Here is a 21,093-nt window from a genome sequence, read left to right on the forward strand (position 1 = left end):
GGAAATCATGGCGCACTGGGGAAATCTGCGTACATATGAGGCTCGCGAGGCCCTGGCATGACGTCCGTCGAGGAGGCGCTGGGGCTCACTCGCTCGACGCCGACGTTCACGCCTGCCGCATCGCGAGCCAAGGTCGCATCGCGCACCGTCGTCGCGCCGCGGGTCTCCGCGACGCTCGAACGCCGTCAGCTGTGGGAGCGACGGTACCGGATGCGCCTGCGTCTGACCGACGCCGCGATCATCGTCGCCGCGACCGCGCTGACCGCCGTCGTCCAGCTGCTCGTGCTGGGGACACCGGTCGGCGTGGTCGTGCGCGGCGGCGTGGTGCTGGCGGTCGGCTGGTATCTGATGCTGAGCGCGCTGAACACGCGCGCCGCGGCGATCTTCGGCTCCGGGGCTGCCGAGTACCGTCGCGTCGCGCATGCCGGTGGCCTCGCCTTCGGGTTCCTCGCGATCATCGGCGTGCTGCTGGAGTGGGAAGGGCTCCGCCCGCAGCTGCTGATCGCCCTGCCGTTGGGGATGCTGGGGCTCCTCGTCGCGCGGTGGACCTGGCGCCGGTGGCTGCAGCGTCAGCGCCTGGGCGGTCACTACGTGTCGCGGACGCTCGTCGTCGGCGACACCGCCGATGTCGAGTACGTCATCGACTCGCTGCAGACCAGTGGGGAGAACGGGTATCACGTCGTGGGGACGACGTTGCTCGATCACGATGGCGACTCGCTCGTGTACGGCGAGAGCGTGTACCCCGTGATCGGCAGCGTCGACACCGTCGCCGCTGCCGCGACCGAATTCGGCGCGGACACCATCATGGTCGCGAGCCGTCCTGAGGGCGACCCGGACTTCGTGAAGCATCTCAGCTGGCAGCTCGAGGGCACCGCCTCGGAGCTCGTGCTCTCCAGCCGCCTGACCGATGTCGCCGGCCCACGGATCTCGCTGCGTCAGGTCGAGGGCCTGCCCCTCATCCAGGTGAAGATCCCGACCTACGAGGGCGGCGTGCACCTGCTCAAGCGGGCGCTCGACATCGTGGTCTCCGCGATCGCGCTCATCCCGATCGGTCTCGTCTCGCTCGTGCTGATCCCGCTGATCAAGCTCGACTCGCCGGGCCCTGCGTTCTTCTTCCAGGAGCGCGTCGGTCGCGATGGCAGGACCTTCAAGATCGTCAAGTTCCGCTCCATGAAGACGGATGCCGAGCAGCAGCTCGCCGCGCTCAAGGAGCAGAACGAGGGCGCGGGTCTCCTCTTCAAGATGAAGGACGACCCCCGCGTGACCAGGGTGGGGAAGATCCTGCGCAAGCTCTCCCTCGACGAGCTGCCGCAGTTCTGGAACGTCCTCGTCGGTGACATGAGCGTCGTCGGGCCTCGCCCGCCACTGCCGAGCGAGGTCACGGCATACGACGGGACGGTGTACCGCAGGCTGTACATCAAGCCGGGGATCACGGGCCTCTGGCAGGTGTCCGGTCGCAGCGATCTCTCGTGGGACGAGAGCGTCCGCCTCGATCTGCGCTACGTGGAGAACTGGTCGGTCATGAACGACCTCCAGATCATGTGGCGTACGGCCAAGGTCATGGTGCAGCCGAGCGGGGCATACTGATTCCGTGAGCGAACCTGCATCGCCCGTCCGTGACGGGGCGTCCGTCGACGTGTCCGGCGTGCGCGTCGTCCCGTTCACGGAGGCCTCCCTCGTCGCGCGCGTCATCGAGATGGCCCGGAGCGACGGCGTCGACGTCTCCGTCGGCGTGAACGCGCACGTGTGCAATCTGGCCCGCAAGGACGCCTCTTTCCGCAGCCTCCTCGCGCGGAGCACGAACTACGCCGACGGCCAGTCCGTCGTCTGGGCGGCACGCATCCTCGGCGGAGAGCTGCCCGAGAGGCTCGCGACCACCGATCTCGCGGAGCCGATCCTCCGGGCGGCGGCCGACGCCGGCATCCCCGCCTACTTCTTCGGCGCCGCGGACGGCGTCGCCGAGGCCGCAGCCGAGAGACTGCGCGCCAGGATCCCCGGCTTGGAGCTGCGCACGCACCACGGCTACGTGAAGGATGCCGGGGTCGACGCCGTGCTCGACGACATCGCAGGCCACCGCACGGGCATCCTCTTCGTCGGCATGGGCGATCCTGCGCAGCAGCTCTGGGTGGACGCCCACCGGGATCGGCTGCCCCCCGCGGTCCTCACCTGCGGCGGCCTGTTCGACTGGCTGAGCGGATCGAACAGGCGCGCACCGTCGTGGATGATCAAGGCCGGCCTGGAATGGCTGTGGCGACTCATGATCGAGCCGCGTCGGCTCGCCAGGCGCTACCTGCTCGGCAACCCCTCCTTCATGCTGGCGGTCGCGAGGCAGAAGCTGCGCGGGCGAAGCGCATGAGCACGGCATCCGAGACGTCTCGCGGGGAGTTCGCGCGCGGCAGCGCGCTCAGCTTCGTCGGGGCGGCGATCAGCGCGGTGATGGGCCTCGTGCTCATCATCGTGCTCGGCCAGTTGCTGGGAGACGCGGGCTCGGGTGTCGTCCTGCAGGCGATCGGGGTCTTCACGATCGCCCTCGCCGTGTCGCGGCTCGGCATGGACTCCGCGTCGGTCTGGATCCTCCCGCGGCTCCTCGACGACCGTCGCGACATGATCCGCCCCACCGGGTGGTTCATGGTGATCGTCTCCGGTCTGGGCGGCGTGGTCGCCGCCCTCGTGCTCCTCCTCGGCGCACAGCTGATGGAGGCGAGCAGCCCTGGCGACCCCGTCGCGGACGCGGTCCGCGCGGTCGCGCCCTTCCTCCCTCTGGCGTCGATGTTCCAGACCGCCGTCTCGTCCATGCGCGCGCTCGGCTCGGTGAGTGCATTCGTGTTCGTCGGGAACATCCCCCTGCCGACCGTGCGGCCCCTCGTCGTGGCGATCGCCGTCGGCGTCGGCGCAGGCCTCAGCGGCGTCGCCATCGCCTGGGCGCTGCCGTTCGTCCCGCTGCTCGCGATCGCACTCGTCGTCCTGGCGCTCCAGCTGAGACGCCACGGCACGCGGGCGAGCCGTGGGTTCCTCCGCAGCGACATCCCGAAAGCCACGGCCGGCTACGCCGTTCCGCGCATCTTCGCGGCCTCCGTGGAGCAGTTGCTGCTGTGGCTGGCCGTCGTCGTCATCGGCTTCCTCGCAGGACCGGCGGCCGCCGGCGTCTACGGCGCGGCGAGCCGGTTCGTCTCCTCGGGCTTCATCATCGACACCGCGTTGCGCGTCGTGTTCTCCCCCACGTTCAGCCGGTTGATGCATCGCGGAGATCACGAGGAGCTTCAGGCGGTATACCGCACCGCCACGATCTGGCTCGTCCTGTTCAGCACGCCCGTCTACCTCCTCCTCGCGGCGTTCGCTCCCGTGGCCCTGTCCCTCGTCGGCGAGGCGTTCATCGAGGGCGATGCCGTGATCATCCTGATGTCCGTCGGTGCGATCGTGACGTTCCTGGCGGGGAACATCCAATCCCTGCTGCTGATGAGCGGCCGCAGCAGCCTCGCCGCGATGAACAAGGCCATCGCCGTGGCCGTCAACATCGCGCTCATCTACCTGCTCGTTCCGATCTGGGGCATCGCGGGGGCCGCCGCGGCCTGGGCCATCGCCTTCTCACTCGACGCGGCCCTCGCCACGATCGAGGTGCGGTACGTCCTCAAGCTGCGCATCTCGCCCGCAGCGAGCTTCTACCCTCTGCTCGTCGCCGTGCTGACGATCGGAGTGCCCGCGGTCGCCGCGCGCCTCCTGCTCGGCCCGACGTGGCTGGGCCTCATCGTCGCGACACTCGTCGGCGGCGCCCTGTTCATCGTGTGGTGCGCCAAGGACAGAACTCGGCTCCACCTCGACGACCTGAGCCTTCTCAAGCGCCGCGGATAATCCGATATATCACTCTTCCCTCCGCGCACTTGCCGGTGGTAAGATCGCGCATTGGGGAAAGCGCAGACGTTTCGACGGGACTGCGCGCTCGGTGGGACGAGCATCTAAAACTGGGGATATTCAATGTCTGGGGACATTTCTAAGGGGAGCGTCGCGCGCATGCGCGGCAAGACTCTCTGGGTCGCGCTCGGAGCGCTCATCATCGCCGTCGCAGGTGTGGCTGTCGCCATCGCGCTCGGATCCGGCGGATCGCCGAGCGGGTCCGAATCCGGACAGCCGGCGCCGACCGCGTCCGTGACCGAGACACCGGCTCCTGCCGCCGATCCGACGGAGGTCGGCGAGCTCGAGGAGGATCAGGCGCTCGATGTGATCCAGACCGCCCTGGCGGCGCCGATCGCCTCTGTGGGCACGTCCGCCGACCTCCAAGAGCTGCTCCGCGATGTCGCCGCGGACTCGTATGCCGCCGAGCTCGAAGCCCAGTGGCAGGAGTACGCCGCGAACGGCTGGACCGTGACCGGCACCCCCGAGCTCATCTCCGCCGACGTCACCGACCTCGACACGGACGCCTCGCCGGCGACCGCTGCAGTGACGGCATGCATCGACTCGTCCGCGGTCACGATCGAGGACGCCGCAGGCGAACCGATCGGCGATCCGTCGGCGCGCGCGGAGCGCGCGCTGCACCTGTTCTCGCTCGCACAGGGCGACGACGGCACCTGGCGGATCACCGCCCACAGTTTCCCGAACGACCCGAAATGCTGAACGCGGTTGCTGAAGAAAGGCACCCTGACATGAATCGCACACCCTTCCGCCGCGGCCGCCTGGCCGTCGCAGCCGCCAGTGCGGTGGTGACGCTCGCGGCACTGCTCGTTCCGACTGCGGCCATCGCCGTCGACGAGCCGGCCCTGCCTGCCGCCGACGGTCTCACCGAGCTCACGGCCGCAGCATCCTGCTGGGAGATCAAGCAGAACAATCCCGCATCCCCCGATGGCGTCTACTGGCTGCTCACGCCGGCGATGACCAAGGGCGCGGAGCAGTTCTACTGCGACCAGACGCGCAACGGCGGCGGATGGGTGCTCATCGGCCGAGGCCGCGAGGACTGGTCGGTCTCGAACGCGGGATCCGGTACGGCGGCACAGGTGCGGGGCACGGTCACCGGCACGGATGCCTTCGTGCCGCGCCAGCTCTCCAGCGAGACGATCGATCAGCTGAACAACGGCGAGCCCATCTCGGCGATGACCGACGGCATCCGGCTGGTCCGCGCCACCAACCAGGCCGGCACGACGTGGCAGGACCTGACGTTCACGCTGAAGAGCCCTCGCGACTCGTGGACCTGGCAGTTCAACAACCAGCAGCGCGTCAACACCTACACGATCGACGGCACAAAGCGCACGGTCAGCGGCAACGGGACCTACACCGCGAACTTCGGCGCGGACAACAACTACGCCAGAGTCAGCATGGCGACCACGGCCACGCAGGGGTGGAAGATGGGCTTCGGCTTCGGCAGCAACCTGCGAGGCAACCCGAGCGCCACCAGCTACCTGTGGTCCAAGGACACCAGCACGGGCTACGCCCGGCCGTTCACGCAGGTCTTCATCCGGCCGAAGCTGACCAGCACGGCGCTCTTCACCGCCATCCCCGAGACGGGAACGGCGGCGCAGACGTACGCCTCCGTCGCCGACAGCTTCGCGCAGACGCAGAACTGGGGCGTCGCGGGTCTCGGGGCCGGCCCCTCCTCCGTGGAGGCGAGCAACGAGGTCTCCGCCTTCACCGAGGTCGGCAGCACCGTCTTCGTCGGCGGGAACTTCACCTCCGTGCAGAAGAACGCGAGCGGCGGCAGCGCCGTCTCGCAGAAGTACCTCGCGGCCTTCAGCCGTGATACGGCCGAGTTCGTCACGACGTTCCGCCCCACCTTCAACAACCAGGTGATGGCGCTGGCGGCGCTGCCGAACAACCGCGTCGCGGCCGGCGGATACTTCACCGAGGTCAACGGCCAGCCCTATGCCGGGCTCGTCGTCCTCAACGCAACGACCGGCGCCGTGGACACGGCCTTCACGGGTCGCCTGATCAACTACCTGTCCGGCGGCGTTCCCATCGTGCGCTCGATGGACGTGCAGGACGGCTGGCTCTACGTCGCCGGCGTCTTCACGCACTCGGCTGGCGGCACCTCGCTGACCGAGCAGTACACGCGCGGCGCCGCTCGCCTCTCCGTGGTGGACGGCACGCCGGACTCCACGTGGAACCCCGAGCTCAACGGAACCGTCATGGATGTCGACGCCTCCGCGAACGGGGACCGCGTCTACCTCGCCGGCTTCTTCAACCAGTCGCGCTCCCAGACGGCGGACAAGGCCGCAGCGGTCTCGGCGACCGGGAACGAGCTGTACGACTGGCAGGTGCACTTCTCCAACCGTGACGGCGGACGCCTCGGCTACCAGCAGGCCGTCCTCGAGGTGGGCGACCGGGTCTGGCTCGCCGGGTCGGAGCACTCGCTGGTCAGCTACGACCGCGATGACTTCGCGATGCTGACCTCCACGATCGGCCTCGCCGGTGGCGACTTCCAGTCGCTGGCGACCGACGGCGAGAACGTCTACGGCGGATGCCACTGCTTCGAGACGCAGTACGAGGGCGCCACGGCATGGCCGACGGTGGGCACCAACTGGACCTCCGCGGACGCGATCTACGGCTCCGGCGCGTGGAGCGCGGACACCGGCGCTCGCGTGAACGACTTCAATGGAGCGTTCTACACCCGCGGCGGCAAGGGCGTATGGGCGCTGTTCGTCGACTCGACCGGCCAGCTCTGGCAGGGCGGCGACTACACCAACTCGATGCGGTCGAACTACTCTCGGCAGTGGTCGGGCGGCTTCGTCCGGCACACCCAGGTGGATGCCACCGCACCGACCGCGCCCAGCGGGCTGACCGCGACGGTCGCGGCCGGCGGCGTCGATCTCGCCTGGTCGGCGGCCACGGACGACGTCGGGGTGAAGGCGTACCAGGTGCTGCGCAACGACCGCGTCGTCGCAACGGTGACCGGAACGTCCTTGACGCTTCCGGCAGCGCCGAGCAGCACGCACTACTTCGTACGCGCCGTCGACGCCCGCGGCAACGTCTCCGCCTCCACGGCGGCCGTGACCGCGGTGATCCCGCCCGAGGAGCCGGAGGAGCCGGAGACGGCGACGCTCATCGCCGCCGGGTCGACGTGGAGCTACCTGTTCACGAACGCGGGCCCGGCCGGCACCTGGACCTCCAAGGACTACGACGCGTCGTCCTGGCAGACCGGTGCGGCGCCGCTGGGCTGGGGACAGGCAAGCCTCGGCACCACCCTGACCTCGTCCGAGACCTCGAAGCCGATCGTGTCGTTCTACCGGCGCAGCTTCGATGTCGCGGATGCTTCGAAGGTCGAGAGCGTGACGGTGACGACCCGTGCCGATGACGGGGTGGTCGTCTACCTGAACGGCGTCGAGATCGGGCGCAGCAATGTGACCGGGTCCGCGGTGGGCAGTTACGCGACCTCGGCGATCAGCGCTGCGAACGCGCTCGCCAATCCCGTGACGTTCACGGTTCCGGGCAACCTCGTCACGACCGGCACGAACGTGATCAGCGCCTCGGTGCACTCGAACTACCGCTCGACACCGAGCCACAGCTTCGAGCTGACCGCCGAGGCGACCATCGGGACGCAGCCGGTCGTCGAGCCGGAGCCGGAGCCCGAACCGGAGCCCACGACCGAGACGGTTCTCGCGACCGGGTCCACGTGGTCGTACGCTTTCCCGACCGCCGCTCTCGCGAGCGATTGGGCCTCGGAGGCATACGACGACACGACCTGGGCGACCGGGGCAGGCACGTTCGGCTGGGGATACAGCACCATCGCGACCGCGTTGGACACCTCGCTGAGCCCCCGTCCGCTGACGAGCTACTACCGCACCACGGTCTCCCTGGACGCGGTGGACTTCGACGCGCTGACCCTGACGACCCGCGCGGACGACGGCATCGTCGTCTACGTGAACGGCACGGAGGTCGGCCGCAAGAACATGCCGGCCGGCGCGACGACGCTGAACACCTACGCGAGTTCGGCGATCGGTTCGACGGCGGTGCTCGCGAACCCCTACGTTCTGGACGTGCCGCTGGCTCTGCTGCACACCGGGGACAACACGATCGCCGTCGAGGTCCACTCGAACTACCGGACCACGCCGAGCCACAGCTTCGAGATGGAGGCGGTCGCGTCATGACGGGCGCTACGGCCACGATCGCGGGGCGCGGCACGTTCCGCACGCACCTCGATGATCTGAACCGCGCGCAGAAGAGCGGGGCGGGTGTCCCGGCGTACACGCGGTGGATCAACCGTCGGCTGGCCAGGGGGGTCGCCGCCGCGGCGGCGACCGCCGGTCTCGGCCCGAACGCGGTGACCCTGCTGAGCGCCGTCCTCTCCGCGGCCGGTCTCGTGGTCCTGATCGCGGCCGGGCCGAGTTGGTGGTCGGCACTGCTGACCGCCGCACTGCTCGCCGCCGGCTACGTCTTCGACTCCGCCGATGGGCAGGTCGCACGGCTGACCGGCAAGAGCAGCCCGGCCGGCGAGTGGCTCGACCATGTCGTCGACGCGATCCGCACACCGGCGATCCACGTCTCGGTGGCGATCGCCGTGTTCCTGCACACGCCGGAACTGCTCTGGCTCGCCGTGGTCGCGCTCGGCTTCACAGTCATGACCGGCGGCCAGTTTATGAGCCAGATCCTCGCCGAGCAGCTGGTGCGCAACCGCGGTGGCGAGCCCGCCGAGGCATCCGGCGTGCGAAAGTCGCTGATGCTGCTCCCCACCGACACGGGAGTGCTGTGCTGGGCGTTCGCCCTGTGGGCGGTGCCGCCGCTGTTCGCGGTCGTCTACACGGCTCTGCTCGTGATCAACGCCGTGCACACGGCGGCATCGATGCGCCGGAAGTACCACAAGCTCGCAGAGCGCTGACGAGCACACGAAGAAGGCGGCATCCGAGAAATCGGATGCCGCCTTCTTCGTGTGGCCCTCACTCCGTGAGAACCGGCACCTGCTCGGGCTGCGGTGCGCGCCGGCTCCGGCGGGTACCGAGCACACCGCGGTTCTCGGTGTGCCGGGCCGCACGCTCGACGACCGCGCCGATCACGGGAGTCTCGATGCCCTCGGCTTCTTCGCGCAGCCAGCGCAGCTCAGGCAGAAGCGTCTCCTTCTCGCGGGTGACGATGACCACGGCCTGCGCGACACGCAGCGCGGCGAGGATCGTCGCCGGGTGCGCGGAGGAGGTGAGCACGAGGAACGTGAGCGCGTCCTCGGGGGTGGCGTCGATGACCGCGTGCGCCTGGCTCGTCAGGAGCAGGTCTCCCTGGTTCTCGTCGCCCGTGTCCTCCGGCTGCACGTAGGAGAGGGCGGGAATGCGTGCGGAACGGAACCGGCCTTCTCCGTCGCCCTGAAGCTCGAGGGCCTCCTCCAGCTTGGCGCGCACCGCGTCCTCCGCCTCGGGTACGAGCAGCTGCACGTCGTGGCCGACCTGCGCGGTCACGACCGCCAGGTTGATCGCCGTGGTCGATACCGAGCTCGCGCGCGTGGCGTCGAGCACGAGCACCGTCGACCCGAGGTAGAGCTCGGCGAGCATCCGCTCACGGGCGACCCTGACCGCATCCGCCGCCTCGCCGACCGGCGGGACGTCCTCGCGACGGGCATCCACCGAGACGAAGACGGGCGCATCCAGAGCGCGCGACATCTCGACGGGGTTTCGCAGCCGTCGGTCGAAGGGATTGCGGACGAACGCGGCGATCACGCCGAGGACGAGGCCGGCGGCGAGGCCGGTGAGAAGCGTGATCGTTCGCCCGGGCGAGTAGTCGAGGGTGCTGTCCTCCGCCGCCGTCAGCACGATGCCACCCGTCGTGTCGACGCTCTGGAGCTCGTTGCGCTGCGAGAGCAGGCCGTCGAGCTCGGTGAGGATCTGCGAGCGCTGCGTGGTCGCCTGCGCGTAGGCGGCGGTCTCCTGCCCCGAGGAGGCGATCGTCTCGTTCACGGTCGCGAGCGTCGCGTTGAGCGCGTCGATGCGCTCGGCGAGGTTGCCCACCATGACCTCGATGCGCGCGTCCGCCTGCTCGCTGCGGAAGGCGAGGTACGCCGCCGCGACGGCGTCTGCGCCCTCGATGGCCTGTGCGGCGGAGTCGCCGTCGAAAGCCACCTTGACGACCGTCGCACCCGACGATGTCGACACGGTCGAGGCCTGGCGGATCTCGGTTGCCGTCAGCGATTCGCTCATCGCCTCGGCCGCTCTCGCCGCCACGACGTGAGAGCTCGCGATATCCGCCTCCGTCACGTCATCGAGCAGACCGGATGCCGCGCGCTGGGGGTTGAAGGGATCGGTGGTGATGACGTTCAGGTTCAGTGTCGTCGTGGCCGTCACCGTGGTGGGTGCGATCACGAGATACGCCCCCGCGATCAGTGCGCCGAGCAGCGTCACGGCAGCGACGACGCGCCACTGCCGCTTGAGCACGAACACGTACTGTTCGAACCCCAGCGATGCGGTTCTGTCCTGGTCCTCGTTCACGAAGGCTCCCCCTCCTCATGCGACGATGCGCTGCAGAGGCTCCCACAGCCTCACAGGCACGCGCAGGCCCGGCTGTCTATTCTAGGTGGTGAGCCTGGGGATATACGGAGGACGCGTGACGACGCTGAGAGCACGCACGGCGGGGGATGCCGCGGCGTCTCGCGCGCGCCCGGACCTGCCCCGCTGGCCGTTCACGGCGATGCTCGCGCTGTTCCCGCTCTGGTGGGGCTTCGGTGCCGCGGAGATGGTCTGGATCCCGCTCGCCGCCTGCATGGTGGTGCTCATGATCCGCCGCGGCGGCACGATGATCCCTCGTGGGTTCGCGCTCTGGCTGCTGTTCATCCTGCTGATGCTCTGCTCGATCATCGGAATCGACACCTCCGGCCGCATGATTGGCTTCGTCTACCGGGCGCTGCTGTATCTCACCGTCACCGTGGTGTTCATCTACGTCTACAACGCCAGGGCGACGCTGACGGCGCGGTACGTGCTCGGGGTGATCACGGTGTTCTGGCTGTGGGCCGTGCTCGGCGGCTACGCCGGGGTGTTCTTCCCCGTCGCCTCCTTCCGGACGCCGCTGGCCTACATCCTCCCGCAGAGCCTGCAGGCGAACGAGCTGATCGGCGAGATGGTGGTCCGCCGCTTCACGCAGTACAACCCGGACGGATGGCTGCAGATCGACCCGCGCCCCTCCGCGCCCTTCCTCTACACCAACGGGTGGGGCAACGTGTACTCGCTGACCCTCCCCGCCGTCATCGCCTATATGACGATGATCCGCCGCGGTCGCCGGTTCTGGGCTCTCGTGGTCCTCGTGCCGCTCTCGGTGGTGCCCGCCTTTCTCACGCTGAACCGCGGGATGTTCGTCGGTCTAGGCGTCGCGGCTGCCTACATGCTCTTCCGGTATGCCCTGGCCGGCCGGCTGAGGCAGGTCGCCCTGCTCGCCTTCGTCGGCGTCGCGTTCGTCATCACCGCGCTCTCGATGGGGATCCTGGATCGCCTGACCGACCGGCTGGACACCAGCACGTCGACACGGGATAGAGCGAACCTCTACGACGAGACCTTCACCCGAACCCTGCAGTCTCCGCTCTTCGGGTACGGCGCGCCCCGTCCATCGTTCGTCGAGGATGCGCCATCGGCCGGCACGCAGGGCCATGTCTGGATGGTGATGTTCTCGCATGGCTTCCCGGCACTCGTGCTGTTCCTGGCAGCCCTGGCCTGGATGTTCTTCGCGACCTGGCGCGTGCGCAGCACGGCGATGCTCGTGATGCATGCGATCCAGCTGGTGATCCTCGTCGAGGTGTTCTTCTACGGCGTGCTGCCGTACGGGCTGATCCTCACCTTCGCCGCGGCGGCCGTCGTCATCAGGGAGCGCGATGAGGCTCCCGCGCCGCCGAGGCGCGCACGCGTCCTGGGCAGGAAGCAGAGACTCCCGCTATCATGAGGGGAGTCGCGCATGATTGGGGATGCGCGACGTTCGACCAGGACTTGGGGAGTCGATGGTGAAACCGATCGTGAGTGTCGTCATGGCGACACGGAATCGTCCGCAGCTTCTTCGTCGCGCCGTCGCATCGGTGCTCGCCCAGCAGGGCGCGGCCCCGATCGAGGTGGTGCTCGTCTATGACGGCACCGAGATCGACGAGCTGACCGACCTCGAACGCGGTCCGCACACGATCCGCGCCATGCACAACAGCCGGACTCCCGGCCTGGCCGGTGCGAGGAACACCGGGATCACCGCCGCCACGGCGGATCTCATCGCCTTCTGCGACGACGACGACGAATGGAAGCCGGGGAAGCTGGCCGCACAGCTGCCGCTCTTCGACGACGCCAAGACGGTGCTCGCGGCGACCGGCATCGAGATACATTCCGCGGGAGGCATCCATCAGCGGCTGTCGCCCGAGAGCGTGGTGCTGGACGACCTCCTCCGCTCGCGCATCACCGAGCTGCACCCCTCGTCCTTCCTCGTGCGAGCCTCGGCGCTGCGCGGAGATCTGGGCCTCGTCGATGAGGAACTGCCCGCATCGTACGGCGAGGACTACGACGTCCTGCTCCGCGCTGCGAAGACGGGTCGCGTCGTGGCCGTCCCCGACGCCCTGACGATCATCCACTGGGATCGGACGAGCTATTTCAGCGAGAAGTGGCAGGGCATCGTCGATGGCCTGAGCTACCTGCTCGACAAGCATCCGGAGTTCGCCCGTTCGGGCGAGGGTCAGGCGAGGATCGAGGGCCAGATCGCCTTCGCCCACGGCGCTCTCGGCGACCGCCCACAGGCGCGGGCATGGGCGCGACGCGCGATCAAGCACGACGCCAGGCAGCCACGCGCGTATCTCGCGATGATGGTGGGGCTCGGGGTCGTCTCTGGTGAGCGCGTCGTGGCAGCGCTGAACAAGCGCGGCCGGGGCATGTGACGATGACTGTCGGCATGTCGCCGCGGCAGCGCTTCCGGATGGAGTGGAGCGCGGACAAGGCGGCGAACTCCGCGTATCCGAAGAGCAGGTTCGTGCTCCGCTGGCTGCGCTCCGCACAGCGCTGGCGCCGCTCGCGCGGGCCGCTCGCCCGGGCGATGTTCGTCGTCGTCGGCGGATCGTACAAGCTCATCACCGAGGGGTTCATGGGCATCGAGCTGCCCGTGAGCACCTCGATCGGCCCCGGTCTGCGCCTTCGTCACGGCGTCGGCCTCGTCGTGAACCCTGCCAGCACGATCGGCGCGGGCGTGATGCTGCGCCAGGGTGTCACCCTGGGAAACCGCAAGGGCAAGAACGACTGCCCTGCCATCGGCGACGGTGTGGAGATCGGCGTCGGAGCGGTCGTGATCGGAGCGATCACCGTCGGCGAGAATGCCAGGATCGGGCCCAACGCCGTGGTCTTCCGCGACGTCCCTGCCGGTGCGATCGTGCTCTCCCCCGCGAGCGAGATACGGCTTCCGTAGGGGTTCGCGGCCGACCGCCCGACTTGACGCGCGCCTCTGGGCATGCTGTGATGCATTCGTTACTTTATCCGCGGAGGGGGTTCCGAAGATGAGTGAAGACATACATGACGCACCCGCGACGCACGATCCTGGCCGCACTCGCGGCCGCCTCCGTCACCGCCTCCCTGCTGGTGGCGGCCCCCGCCCTCGCCGCTGAATCCGCGCCGACCCCCACCTGGACCCTCGCTCAGGACGTCGATCTCTCCGATCCGACCCTGTGGAAGGTGGAGACCGGACAGGCATCCAACACCCTGTCCTACGACCGCCCGGGCAACGTCGCCTTCAGCGACGCAGGCCTCACCGTCACCGGCAAGCGGGAGAGCTACTCCGGCAGCGCGTACACCTCCGGCGACGCCAAGGGCACCGGGATCAGCATCCCGAACTACGCCAGGGTCGAGGCCATCGGCACGACCCCGCACGGCACGGGTCTCTGGCCCGCGCTTCTCTGGCTGCGCCCGCTCGACAGCGCAGACGGCGAGATCGACCTCATGGAGGTGTTCGGAGCCGACGACCGCGTGACGGCGACGCTGCACAACGAGTACGGCGCCGGGCACCGCAGCACCAAGGGCTCCGTCGCCTGGTCGTCGCTGTCCAACACCTCTCCGACGGCGACGCACACCTACGTGATGGAGAAGACGCCGGACCGCATCGTGCTCAGCGTCGACGGCAAGGTGATGCTGGATGCAGGGCCAGAGGACGTCCCGGCCGGATTCGACTGGGACGAGATCTTCGAGCGCGCAGACGCCACCTGGTACCCGCGCGTCACGATGCAGATCGGCTGCGGCGCCGAGCTCACGAACTGCTCGCTCGGCACGCCGGCCTCGACGTGGAAGTCCTCCACGATCACGCTCACGAGCCTGAAGGTGTGGAGCTGGTCCCCGAACGGCACCACGCCAGGCATCGTCACTCCCGCGCCGGCGCCCGCCCCGGCTCCCGCGCCGGCACCGGTTCCCGCGCCGACCACTCCCGTCGTCACGCAGCCGCTGGTGCAGTCCGGCTCTGCGACCGTCGCGCCAGGAGCGATGACGACCCGCGCATACACGACGAGGATCACCGCGCCGCATCGCGCGCAGGTCACCTTCACCGTGCCGTCGAACCTCGGCAGCGGCGTCCTCTACGGTTCGCTGCAGACGGCGTCCTCGACCAAGGGCGACAGCGGATTCCGCGCCACCGTGGCGATCAAGGCGCGAGGCAGTCTCTATCTGACGCTGTACCGCGTCCAGGGCGGCAAGCAGGTCGTGCTCCAGGAGCGCTATCTCGGCGCGGCGGGCACTTACGCCGCAGGGAGCAAGATCACCGTCGCCGTGTCCTACGACGGCACGACCGTGAAGGCGAAGGCCTGGGTGGCGGGCAAGACGCAGCCCGGCTGGCAGGTGTCGAAGACGTCGACGATCCCGTCCGGCTCGACCGGCACGGTGCACGTGATGTCGTATCTCTCCAAGGGAGCGCCCCGCGCCGTGGTCGCGAAGTGGAGCGGTCTGCAGGCGGCGAAGCTCTAGAGCTCGCCCGGTCGCATTGCCTCCGCGTCGATGGCGCGGATGATCCGCACGGCGGCGGTGTCCGGCTTCGGCTCGGACGCCGCCGTCGTCGTCTCCCCCGCCGCACGTCCCCGCCGCGGCGCGTACACGACGAGCGAGTGGAACAGGAACCGCGCGAAGAACGCGACGACGAGCGAGATCGCCGTGGCGAGGACGCTCGAGATGTGCCACGTCTCGACCATCAGCGCCATGATCGGGATCCGCAGCGCCGCCTCGACGTTGTTGAAGGCGAACGAGGTGAGGAAGCGAACGCCGGCGCTGCGCGCATCCGAGCGCATGTCTGCGAAGACGAAGCGCTCCTGCAGAAGGAAGTTGCCGATGATGGTGGCCTCGGCGCCGATGATCGCCGCCCAGACATACGGCATCCCCAGCGCCGTCAACGCCCACATGATCCCGAGGTTCGCGGCGGCGCCGACGACGCCGATGATCGCGAACCGCGACATCTTGCCGAACCGCAGCCTCGCCAGATGCAGGGCGAACGTGGCGCCCTGCCGCATGCTCGCCTTCGACGTGCCGTGCTTGCGCTCGGCGAACTCCATCGGCACCTCGGCGATGCGGACGTCGGATCGCGCGAGGATCTCGAGCAGGATCTTGAAGCCTTGAGGTTTGAGGCCGGGCAGATCGATCCGCCGGCGGTCGACGAGGAAGAACCCCGTCATCGGATCCGTGCTCCCGGCGAGCCGCCGCGGGAACATCCCCTTGGTGAGGAGGGTGGCCGCTCTCGAGACCCCGAAGCGCACCGCCGTGCCGAGGCCCTGCGAGTCCCCTCCCCCGATGTACCGCGAGGCGGCGACGACGTCCGCATCTCCGACGGCGTGCCGGTCGAGCATCGCAGGGATGAGCTCCGGCGGATGCTGGAGGTCGCCGTCCATCACGACGCAGAGGTCGGCGCCGGCTTCGGCGAGCCCGCGCACGACGGCTCCCGAGAGCCCTCCCGTGTTGTGCTCGCGGTGGACGACGCGCACCGGCAGAGCGGCGGATGCCGCGACGCGCGCGACCTCGGATGCGGTGTCGTCGCTGCTGTCGTCGACGAAGAGGATCTCCGCGTCGCGCCCGCGCAGGGCCACGGTGATCCTGGAGATCAGTTCGGCGACGTTGTCGCGTTCGTTGAAGGTCGGGACGACGACGGTGACGTCGAGCGCCATGAGTCCCCCTTCGATCGCGCCGGATGCCGACATCCATCGTGTCACGTCAGGCTATGCGTCTGCGCCACGACGGCACGGGAACGGGTGCGCTCGCGGGCCGGAACCGCTAGACTCGGCAGATACGGCTGTGGGAGCCGTTGGTGGCCGTGGGGGCCGCCTCTACTGGGGAATCTGATCTGGGGAGATCATGGGGACGCGTATCGGCTATGCCGCTGGGGCATTCGACCTTTTCCACGTCGGGCATCTGAACCTGCTCCGTCATGCCAAGTCGCAGTGCGATGTTCTCATCGCCGGCGTCGTGAGCGATGAGATGCTGCGCGAGGTGAAGGGCATCGAGCCCGTCATCCCGACCGCGGAGCGCGTCGAGATCGTGCGCCACATCTCGTTCGTCGACCACGTTCACGTGGAGACGACGCCGTCGAAGATGGATGCCTGGCGCGATGTGCATTTCACGCACTTCTTCAAGGGCGACGACTGGCGCGGCACCGAGAAGGGGCTGCGCCTCGAGCGCGAGTTCGCCGAGGTGGGCGTCGAGGTCGTGTACTTCCCGTACACCGCGCACACCTCGAGCTCTTCGTTGCGGCGCGCCCTCGACGCCATCACCGCTGGCGCCTCGTCCGGCGGTCTCGTCGCACAGGGCTGATCCCGTCCCCCTAAGGGGGTTCGCGGGTCCTCGTCGGTTCTGCCCTGCCCGCCGAGGACCCGCGGTGCGGATGCTGGTGATCAGCGTTCCGCGATCATGCCGGTTCGGCGTTTCGCCCGAGACCGAAGCGGCATGAGGTCTTTCAGGATTCCGGCGCGCTGACGCCGAGCAGGCTGCGCGCCATCTGCGCGACGCGCGGCGGGATGTGCGGCCCGAGCCAGACGGTCCATTCCATCGCCGGCTCCCCGCACGTCCACTCCACGCACCAGGCATGCACGGCGGCGGCCAGCCGCTCGCCGCGCAGGCGCGCCTGTGTGCCGTCGCCGCGCATCAGCCATCGGACCGAGACGCCCTCGGGCACATCGATATGCCGGATCTGGATCCGAGCGGCGGCTTCGAGCAGGACGACACCCTGGGCGTCCCACGGCAACCGCGCGCAGATCGATCGGATCGTCTGCAGGTCGTGGGAGTCCCCCGCGATGAGCGCCGGCCCGCCGAGGTTCTCCCAGTCCGGGTCGTCGAGGTGCTCATGCGCAGTGGTCACGGGACAACTATAGGTAAGGCTTACCTAATTACGCAAGATCCTGACCGCGCCATGTCCGTGAAACGGCCGTACGCTGGAACGATGACGACCTCGACCGACACCATCACGATGTTCGGCGCCGACTGGTGCCGCGACTGCATCCGCACGAAGAAGCAGCTCGACGACCTGGGCATCGCGTACACCTATGTCGATCTGGTCGCCGACCCGGCGGCCGCCGACGTCGCCAAGGAGATCTCCGGGCGCACGAACATCCCCGTGGTGCTGTACCCGGACTCCTCGCACCACGTCGAGCCGTCCAACGCCGACGTCGAGGCGAAGCTGCGGGAGCTGTCCCTGATCTGAGGCGCAGTACACTGGCGCGATGAGTCACGATGTCGTGCCCTCTGCGGCATCCGCCCGTCTCTCCGCGCGGACCGTCACCGCCTACGCCATCGGCTCCCTCGGCACGGGAGGCTACGCCACGCTCCCCGGCCTGGTGCTGACCTACTTCCTCACCGACAACCTCGGCGTCGCAGCCCTCGCCGCCGGCCTCATCGTGACCGCCGCGAAGGTATGGGACGTCCTCATCGATCCGGTCATCGGGGCACTCTCGGACCGGCAGCTGGCGCGCACGGGTTCGCGTCGCGGACTGATGCTCGTGGGCGCGCTGAGCCTTCCCGTGTTCTTCGCGCTCACCTTCGCCGTGCCCCCGGCGTGGGGCCCGATCGCCGGTGCGATCAGCGTGCTGCTCGCGTTCCTCGCGACCGCGACGGCGTTCAGCGTCTTCCAGGTGCCGTACGTCGCGCTCCCCGCCGAGCTGACGGACGGGTACGACGAGCGAACCCGTCTCCTCGGCTGGCGAGTGGTCGTGCTCACCGCCGCGATCCTCCTGTTCGGCGCGGGAGGCCCGATGCTGCGCAGGGTGACCGGAGACCCCGTCACCGGCTACCTCCTGATGGGCATCGTGGCCGGGCTCGTGATCGGCGTCGGGATGCTCATCGCCACCCGCACCGCCTCGCGTACCCGCCGCGAGCCCCACGACCCTGCGAGTGCACCGGACGCCGCGGTCCAGGCATCGAGCGCATCCGGCATCCGCGCGCACTACGCCGCCGGCATCGGGGCACTCCGGCGCAGCGCACCGTTTCGCGCACTGCTCGGAACGTTCGTGCTGCAGGCGGTCGCCACCGGGACGATGCTCGCCGGCGCCCAGTACGTCGCCACCTGGGTGCTGCGCTCGGAGGCCGCCGTCGAGATCCTCTTCGTCGCCCTCGTCGGCCCCGCCCTCATCGCGACGCCCGCGTGGACGGCGTTGTCCCGCCGCGTCGGCAAGGAGCGCGCCTTCGGCCTCGCGAGCATCCTGTTCCTCGCCGCGGCGACCTCGATCACGCTCGCGATCTGGGCGCCTGGCGCCTGGCTCTACGGCGGTGTGGCGGTGGCCGGCATCGCCTACGCTGGCCTTCAATCGCTCCCCATGGCGATGCTCCCCGACGTCATCTCGCACGACGAGCGCACCTCGGGAGCGGGCAGGGCCGGCACCTTCACCGGCGTATGGACCGCGGGCGAGACCGTCGGCTTCGCGCTCGGCGCGACAGCGGTCTCGCTCGTCCTCGCGGCGACCGGGTATGTGTCCGGCGTCGCGGGTTCGGCCACGACGCAACCCGCCGCGGCCGTCACGGGGATCGTCGTGGCGTTCAGCGTCGTCCCCGCGGCGCTCATGGCCCTGAGCCTCGTCCCCCTGTCGCGGTACCGGCTGCGCAGGGTCGACATCGACGCGGCGAGCATCCCGACCTGATCCGCGCCGCTCTCAGCCGATCGGCATAGGCTGGGAGCCCCTGCCCGAAGGAGACGCCGATGACACCAGCGCCCGCCAAGGCGACGGCCCCCGACAAGGCTCCGCGTTCCGCCCCGAAGGCGGCGGCGGCGGATGCCGGGGAGCAGCGCTCCCTCGACGCCGCGATCGACGAGCTCCAGGTCGGCGCACGCAGCTGGACCGCGTTGTCCCTCGCTCAGCGCGCGACGCTGCTGCGCGCCGTACGGCGCTCGGTCGCCGCGGCGGCCGAGGACTGGGCGCACACCGCCGCGTCATCGAAGGGCCTGCCAGGCAGGCATCCCCTGCGCGGCGAGGAATGGCTCAGCGGCCCCTACAGCACCCTCGGCGCCCTGGACGCGTACATCGAGACGCTGACGCGCCTCGCCCAGGGGCGCAACCCGCTCGACGACGTCCGCATCGACCGCGCGCCAGGGGGTCGCACCCGGGTGCACGCCTTCCCGCTGACCGGCATCGATCGGATGCTGTTGTCCGGATTCACCGGCGAGGTGTGGCTGGAGCCAGGGGTCACACCACGGCAGGCGAGGGCCGCCGCAGGTCTCGCGCAGCGCACGCCGACGGAATCCGGCGGGGTGGGGCTCGTGCTCGGCGCCGGCAATGTCACCTCGATCCCTGTGCTGGACGTCCTCTACGAGCTTCTGGCGCACAACAGGACGGCGCTGCTGAAGGTGAACCCGACGCAGGACGCTCTGGTCACGGTCTACCGTCGCGCCCTCGCGCCGCTCATCGAACCGGGGTTCCTGCGCATCGTGCAGGGCGGTCCGGCGACCGGCGCCTACCTCACCGCCCACAAGGACCTCGCGCACGTGCACATCACCGGCTCTGCGGCGACGTTCGACGCCATCGCCTGGGGCACTCCTGGAGCCGCGCAGACCGCCCGTCGGCGCCGTGAGAACCGGCCGTCGCTGAAGAAGCCCATCACCGCCGAGCTGGGCGGCGTCTCGCCGATCATCGTGGTGCCGGGAGAGTGGACAGACGCCGACCTGCGCTTCCAGGCCGAGCACATCGCCACCATGCGACTGCAGAACAGCGGCCACAACTGCATCGCGGGTCAGGTCGTGATCCTCTCGAGCGACTGGCCCCAGCGCGCGCAGTTCCTCGCCGCGCTGCGCCGCGCGTATGCGGGCGCCCCTGAGCGTCCGATCTGGTACCCCGGGTCGGATGCCAGGATGGGGCGCGCCGCGGAGGACTATCCCGCCGCGCTCGCGCTCGGCGATCGGCTGCTCGTCGAGGTCGGCGACGGCGGGGATGCGACAGCCGTGGAGACCACGGAGTACTTCGCCCCCGTGCTGGGTGTGGTCGAGGTCGCCGGGACCGGGCAGGAGTTCCTGGATGCGGCGGTCGCCCACGCGAACGACCGGCTGCAGGGGACCCTCGGCGCGAACCTGCTCATCGATCCCGTGACCGAGCGGCAGCTGGGGACCGGGTTCGAGCGGGCCCTGACCGAGCTCCGCTACGGATCGATCGCGGTGAACGCGTGGACGGCGTTCGGCTTCATCACACCCACCCTCACCTGGGGCGCCTTCCCCGGCGGCTCGCTTCAGGATGTGGGCAGCGGGATCGGGGTCGTCCACAACGCCTTGCTGCTGGATGCCGTGGAGCGATCCGTGGTGCGCGGCCCGTTCCGCCCGTTCCCGCGATGGATGCCCGGGGCACTCGCACGCCAGGGCGACCGGTTCACGATCCTGCCGAAGCCGCCGTGGTTCGTCTCGGCTCGGACGGGCGCACGCGTGAGCGAGGGCCTCACGAGGTTCCGCGCGAACGGGAGGATCCCCGGTCTGATCGCGACGCTGATCCAGGCGCTGCGCGCGTAGTTCCCTGAGACCCACAGAGTTCCCTGAGACCCACAGAGTTCCCTGAGACCCACAGAGTTCCCTGAGCCCCCACAGAGTTCCCTGAGCCTGTCGAAGGGAACGGGCCCCGCACGCTTCGACAAGCTCAGCGAGCTGCACCAGAGAAGAACGCCCGCGAACAACCCCTGAGCCGAACACAATTCCCCCAGCCCAACAGAGTTCCCTGAGCCTGTCGAAGGGAACGGGCCCCGCACGCTTCGACAAGCTCAGGGG

17 protein-coding genes are annotated in these 21,093 nt (G+C 69.3%); 14 read left to right on the forward strand and 3 right to left on the reverse strand.

From position 1 onward, the window contains the following. Positions 1–57 precede the first annotated feature (57 nt). The 6 genes from ACWGJP_RS03610 to ACWGJP_RS03635 all read left to right on the forward strand — a co-directional run bounded on the left by ACWGJP_RS03610 (position 58) and on the right by ACWGJP_RS03635 (position 8,797). The gene (locus ACWGJP_RS03610; RefSeq protein ID WP_452328380.1) at positions 58–1,587 is read left to right on the forward strand and encodes a sugar transferase; all 1,530 of its coding nucleotides are present in this window, start codon (positions 58–60) and stop codon (positions 1,585–1,587) included. A 4-nt stretch (positions 1,588–1,591) separates the two neighbouring features. Next, entirely contained in the window at positions 1,592–2,356 is a 765-nt protein-coding gene (locus tag ACWGJP_RS03615) for a WecB/TagA/CpsF family glycosyltransferase (RefSeq protein WP_452328381.1), read from the forward strand. Further along, a complete protein-coding gene (locus ACWGJP_RS03620) occupies positions 2,353–3,849 on the forward strand; it encodes a hypothetical protein (RefSeq protein WP_452328382.1) in 1,497 nt (498 codons plus the stop codon). The genes ACWGJP_RS03615 and ACWGJP_RS03620 overlap by 4 nt, the downstream gene beginning before the upstream one ends. Positions 3,850–4,008: 159 nt before the next feature. After that, positions 4,009–4,608 (forward strand): hypothetical protein, encoded by a 600-nt coding sequence (locus ACWGJP_RS03625; RefSeq protein ID WP_452328383.1) that lies wholly within the window; start codon positions 4,009–4,011, stop codon positions 4,606–4,608. 29 nt (positions 4,609–4,637) lie between these two features. Next, entirely contained in the window at positions 4,638–8,069 is a 3,432-nt protein-coding gene (locus tag ACWGJP_RS03630; RefSeq protein ID WP_452328384.1) for a fibrinogen-like YCDxxxxGGGW domain-containing protein, read from the forward strand. Then, positions 8,066–8,797 (forward strand): CDP-alcohol phosphatidyltransferase family protein, encoded by a 732-nt coding sequence (locus ACWGJP_RS03635; RefSeq protein ID WP_452328385.1) that lies wholly within the window; start codon positions 8,066–8,068, stop codon positions 8,795–8,797. Before ACWGJP_RS03630 ends, ACWGJP_RS03635 begins: the two co-directional genes overlap by 4 nt. A 58-nt stretch (positions 8,798–8,855) precedes the next feature. Here ACWGJP_RS03635 and ACWGJP_RS03640 read toward each other — a convergent pair whose 3' ends face one another. After that, positions 8,856–10,388, reverse strand: a complete 1,533-nt coding sequence (locus ACWGJP_RS03640) for a hypothetical protein (RefSeq protein ID WP_452328386.1) — start codon at positions 10,386–10,388, stop codon at positions 8,856–8,858. A 115-nt stretch (positions 10,389–10,503) separates the two neighbouring features. Between ACWGJP_RS03640 and ACWGJP_RS03645 the strand changes: the two genes are divergently transcribed. From ACWGJP_RS03645 to ACWGJP_RS03660, 4 genes are all read left to right on the forward strand, one after another. Next, positions 10,504–11,826 (forward strand): O-antigen ligase family protein, encoded by a 1,323-nt coding sequence (locus ACWGJP_RS03645; RefSeq protein WP_452328387.1) that lies wholly within the window; start codon positions 10,504–10,506, stop codon positions 11,824–11,826. An 82-nt stretch (positions 11,827–11,908) separates the two neighbouring features. Continuing rightward, the gene (locus ACWGJP_RS03650; protein WP_452328388.1) at positions 11,909–12,790 is read left to right on the forward strand and encodes a glycosyltransferase family 2 protein; all 882 of its coding nucleotides are present in this window, start codon (positions 11,909–11,911) and stop codon (positions 12,788–12,790) included. Positions 12,791–12,792: 2 nt separating this feature from the next. Next, complete coding sequence (locus tag ACWGJP_RS03655) at positions 12,793–13,311, forward strand: serine acetyltransferase (RefSeq protein ID WP_452328389.1); 519 nt, start codon at positions 12,793–12,795, stop codon at positions 13,309–13,311. Positions 13,312–13,415: 104 nt separating this feature from the next. Continuing rightward, on the forward strand, positions 13,416–14,849 hold the full coding sequence (locus ACWGJP_RS03660; protein ID WP_452328390.1) for a glycoside hydrolase family 16 protein: 1,434 nt from the start codon (positions 13,416–13,418) through the stop codon (positions 14,847–14,849). Here ACWGJP_RS03660 and ACWGJP_RS03665 read toward each other — a convergent pair. Beyond that, entirely contained in the window at positions 14,846–16,066 is a 1,221-nt protein-coding gene (locus ACWGJP_RS03665) for a glycosyltransferase (RefSeq protein WP_452328391.1), read from the reverse strand. The genes ACWGJP_RS03660 and ACWGJP_RS03665 overlap by 4 nt on opposite strands. Positions 16,067–16,220: 154 nt before the next feature. Here ACWGJP_RS03665 and ACWGJP_RS03670 point away from each other — a divergent pair, with 154 nt between their 5' ends. Further along, positions 16,221–16,676, forward strand: coding sequence for an adenylyltransferase/cytidyltransferase family protein (locus ACWGJP_RS03670; protein WP_452328392.1), 456 nt, complete (start codon positions 16,221–16,223; stop codon positions 16,674–16,676). Positions 16,677–16,818: 142 nt separating this feature from the next. Here the strand turns inward: ACWGJP_RS03670 and ACWGJP_RS03675 are convergent, their stop codons facing one another. Then, complete coding sequence (locus ACWGJP_RS03675) at positions 16,819–17,220, reverse strand: SIP domain-containing protein (protein ID WP_452328393.1); 402 nt, start codon at positions 17,218–17,220, stop codon at positions 16,819–16,821. 81 nt (positions 17,221–17,301) lie between these two features. Between ACWGJP_RS03675 and ACWGJP_RS03680 the strand changes: the two genes are divergently transcribed. From ACWGJP_RS03680 to ACWGJP_RS03690, 3 genes are read left to right on the forward strand one after another with little or no spacing between them, the layout of a single operon-like run. Then, positions 17,302–17,562, forward strand: coding sequence for a glutaredoxin domain-containing protein (locus ACWGJP_RS03680; RefSeq protein WP_452328394.1), 261 nt, complete (start codon positions 17,302–17,304; stop codon positions 17,560–17,562). 19 nt (positions 17,563–17,581) lie between these two features. Continuing rightward, positions 17,582–18,991: an MFS transporter gene (locus ACWGJP_RS03685; protein WP_452328395.1), complete on the forward strand. Its 1,410-nt coding sequence runs from the start codon at positions 17,582–17,584 to the stop codon at positions 18,989–18,991. Between the two features lie 59 nt (positions 18,992–19,050). Beyond that, complete coding sequence (locus ACWGJP_RS03690; RefSeq protein ID WP_452328396.1) at positions 19,051–20,841, forward strand: aldehyde dehydrogenase family protein; 1,791 nt, start codon at positions 19,051–19,053, stop codon at positions 20,839–20,841. Positions 20,842–21,093: the final 252 nt, after the last annotated feature.

This window comes from Microbacterium sp. NPDC055903 (assembly GCF_053615555.1).

Coding starts and splice junctions, on each gene's coding strand:
- ACWGJP_RS03660 (WP_452328390.1), top strand. CDS start 13,416: ATGACGCACCCGCGACGCACGATCCTGGCCGCACTCGCGGCCGCCTCC.
- ACWGJP_RS03610 (WP_452328380.1), top strand. CDS start 58: ATGACGTCCGTCGAGGAGGCGCTGGGGCTCACTCGCTCGACGCCGACG.
- ACWGJP_RS03665 (WP_452328391.1), bottom strand. CDS start 16,066: ATGTCGGCATCCGGCGCGATCGAAGGGGGACTCATGGCGCTCGACGTC.
- ACWGJP_RS03635 (WP_452328385.1), top strand. CDS start 8,066: ATGACGGGCGCTACGGCCACGATCGCGGGGCGCGGCACGTTCCGCACG.
- ACWGJP_RS03625 (WP_452328383.1), top strand. CDS start 4,009: ATGCGCGGCAAGACTCTCTGGGTCGCGCTCGGAGCGCTCATCATCGCC.
- ACWGJP_RS03670 (WP_452328392.1), top strand. CDS start 16,221: ATGGGGACGCGTATCGGCTATGCCGCTGGGGCATTCGACCTTTTCCAC.
- ACWGJP_RS03685 (WP_452328395.1), top strand. CDS start 17,582: ATGAGTCACGATGTCGTGCCCTCTGCGGCATCCGCCCGTCTCTCCGCG.
- ACWGJP_RS03690 (WP_452328396.1), top strand. CDS start 19,051: ATGACACCAGCGCCCGCCAAGGCGACGGCCCCCGACAAGGCTCCGCGT.
- ACWGJP_RS03630 (WP_452328384.1), top strand. CDS start 4,638: ATGAATCGCACACCCTTCCGCCGCGGCCGCCTGGCCGTCGCAGCCGCC.
- ACWGJP_RS03680 (WP_452328394.1), top strand. CDS start 17,302: ATGACGACCTCGACCGACACCATCACGATGTTCGGCGCCGACTGGTGC.
- ACWGJP_RS03650 (WP_452328388.1), top strand. CDS start 11,909: ATGGCGACACGGAATCGTCCGCAGCTTCTTCGTCGCGCCGTCGCATCG.
- ACWGJP_RS03655 (WP_452328389.1), top strand. CDS start 12,793: ATGACTGTCGGCATGTCGCCGCGGCAGCGCTTCCGGATGGAGTGGAGC.
- ACWGJP_RS03620 (WP_452328382.1), top strand. CDS start 2,353: ATGAGCACGGCATCCGAGACGTCTCGCGGGGAGTTCGCGCGCGGCAGC.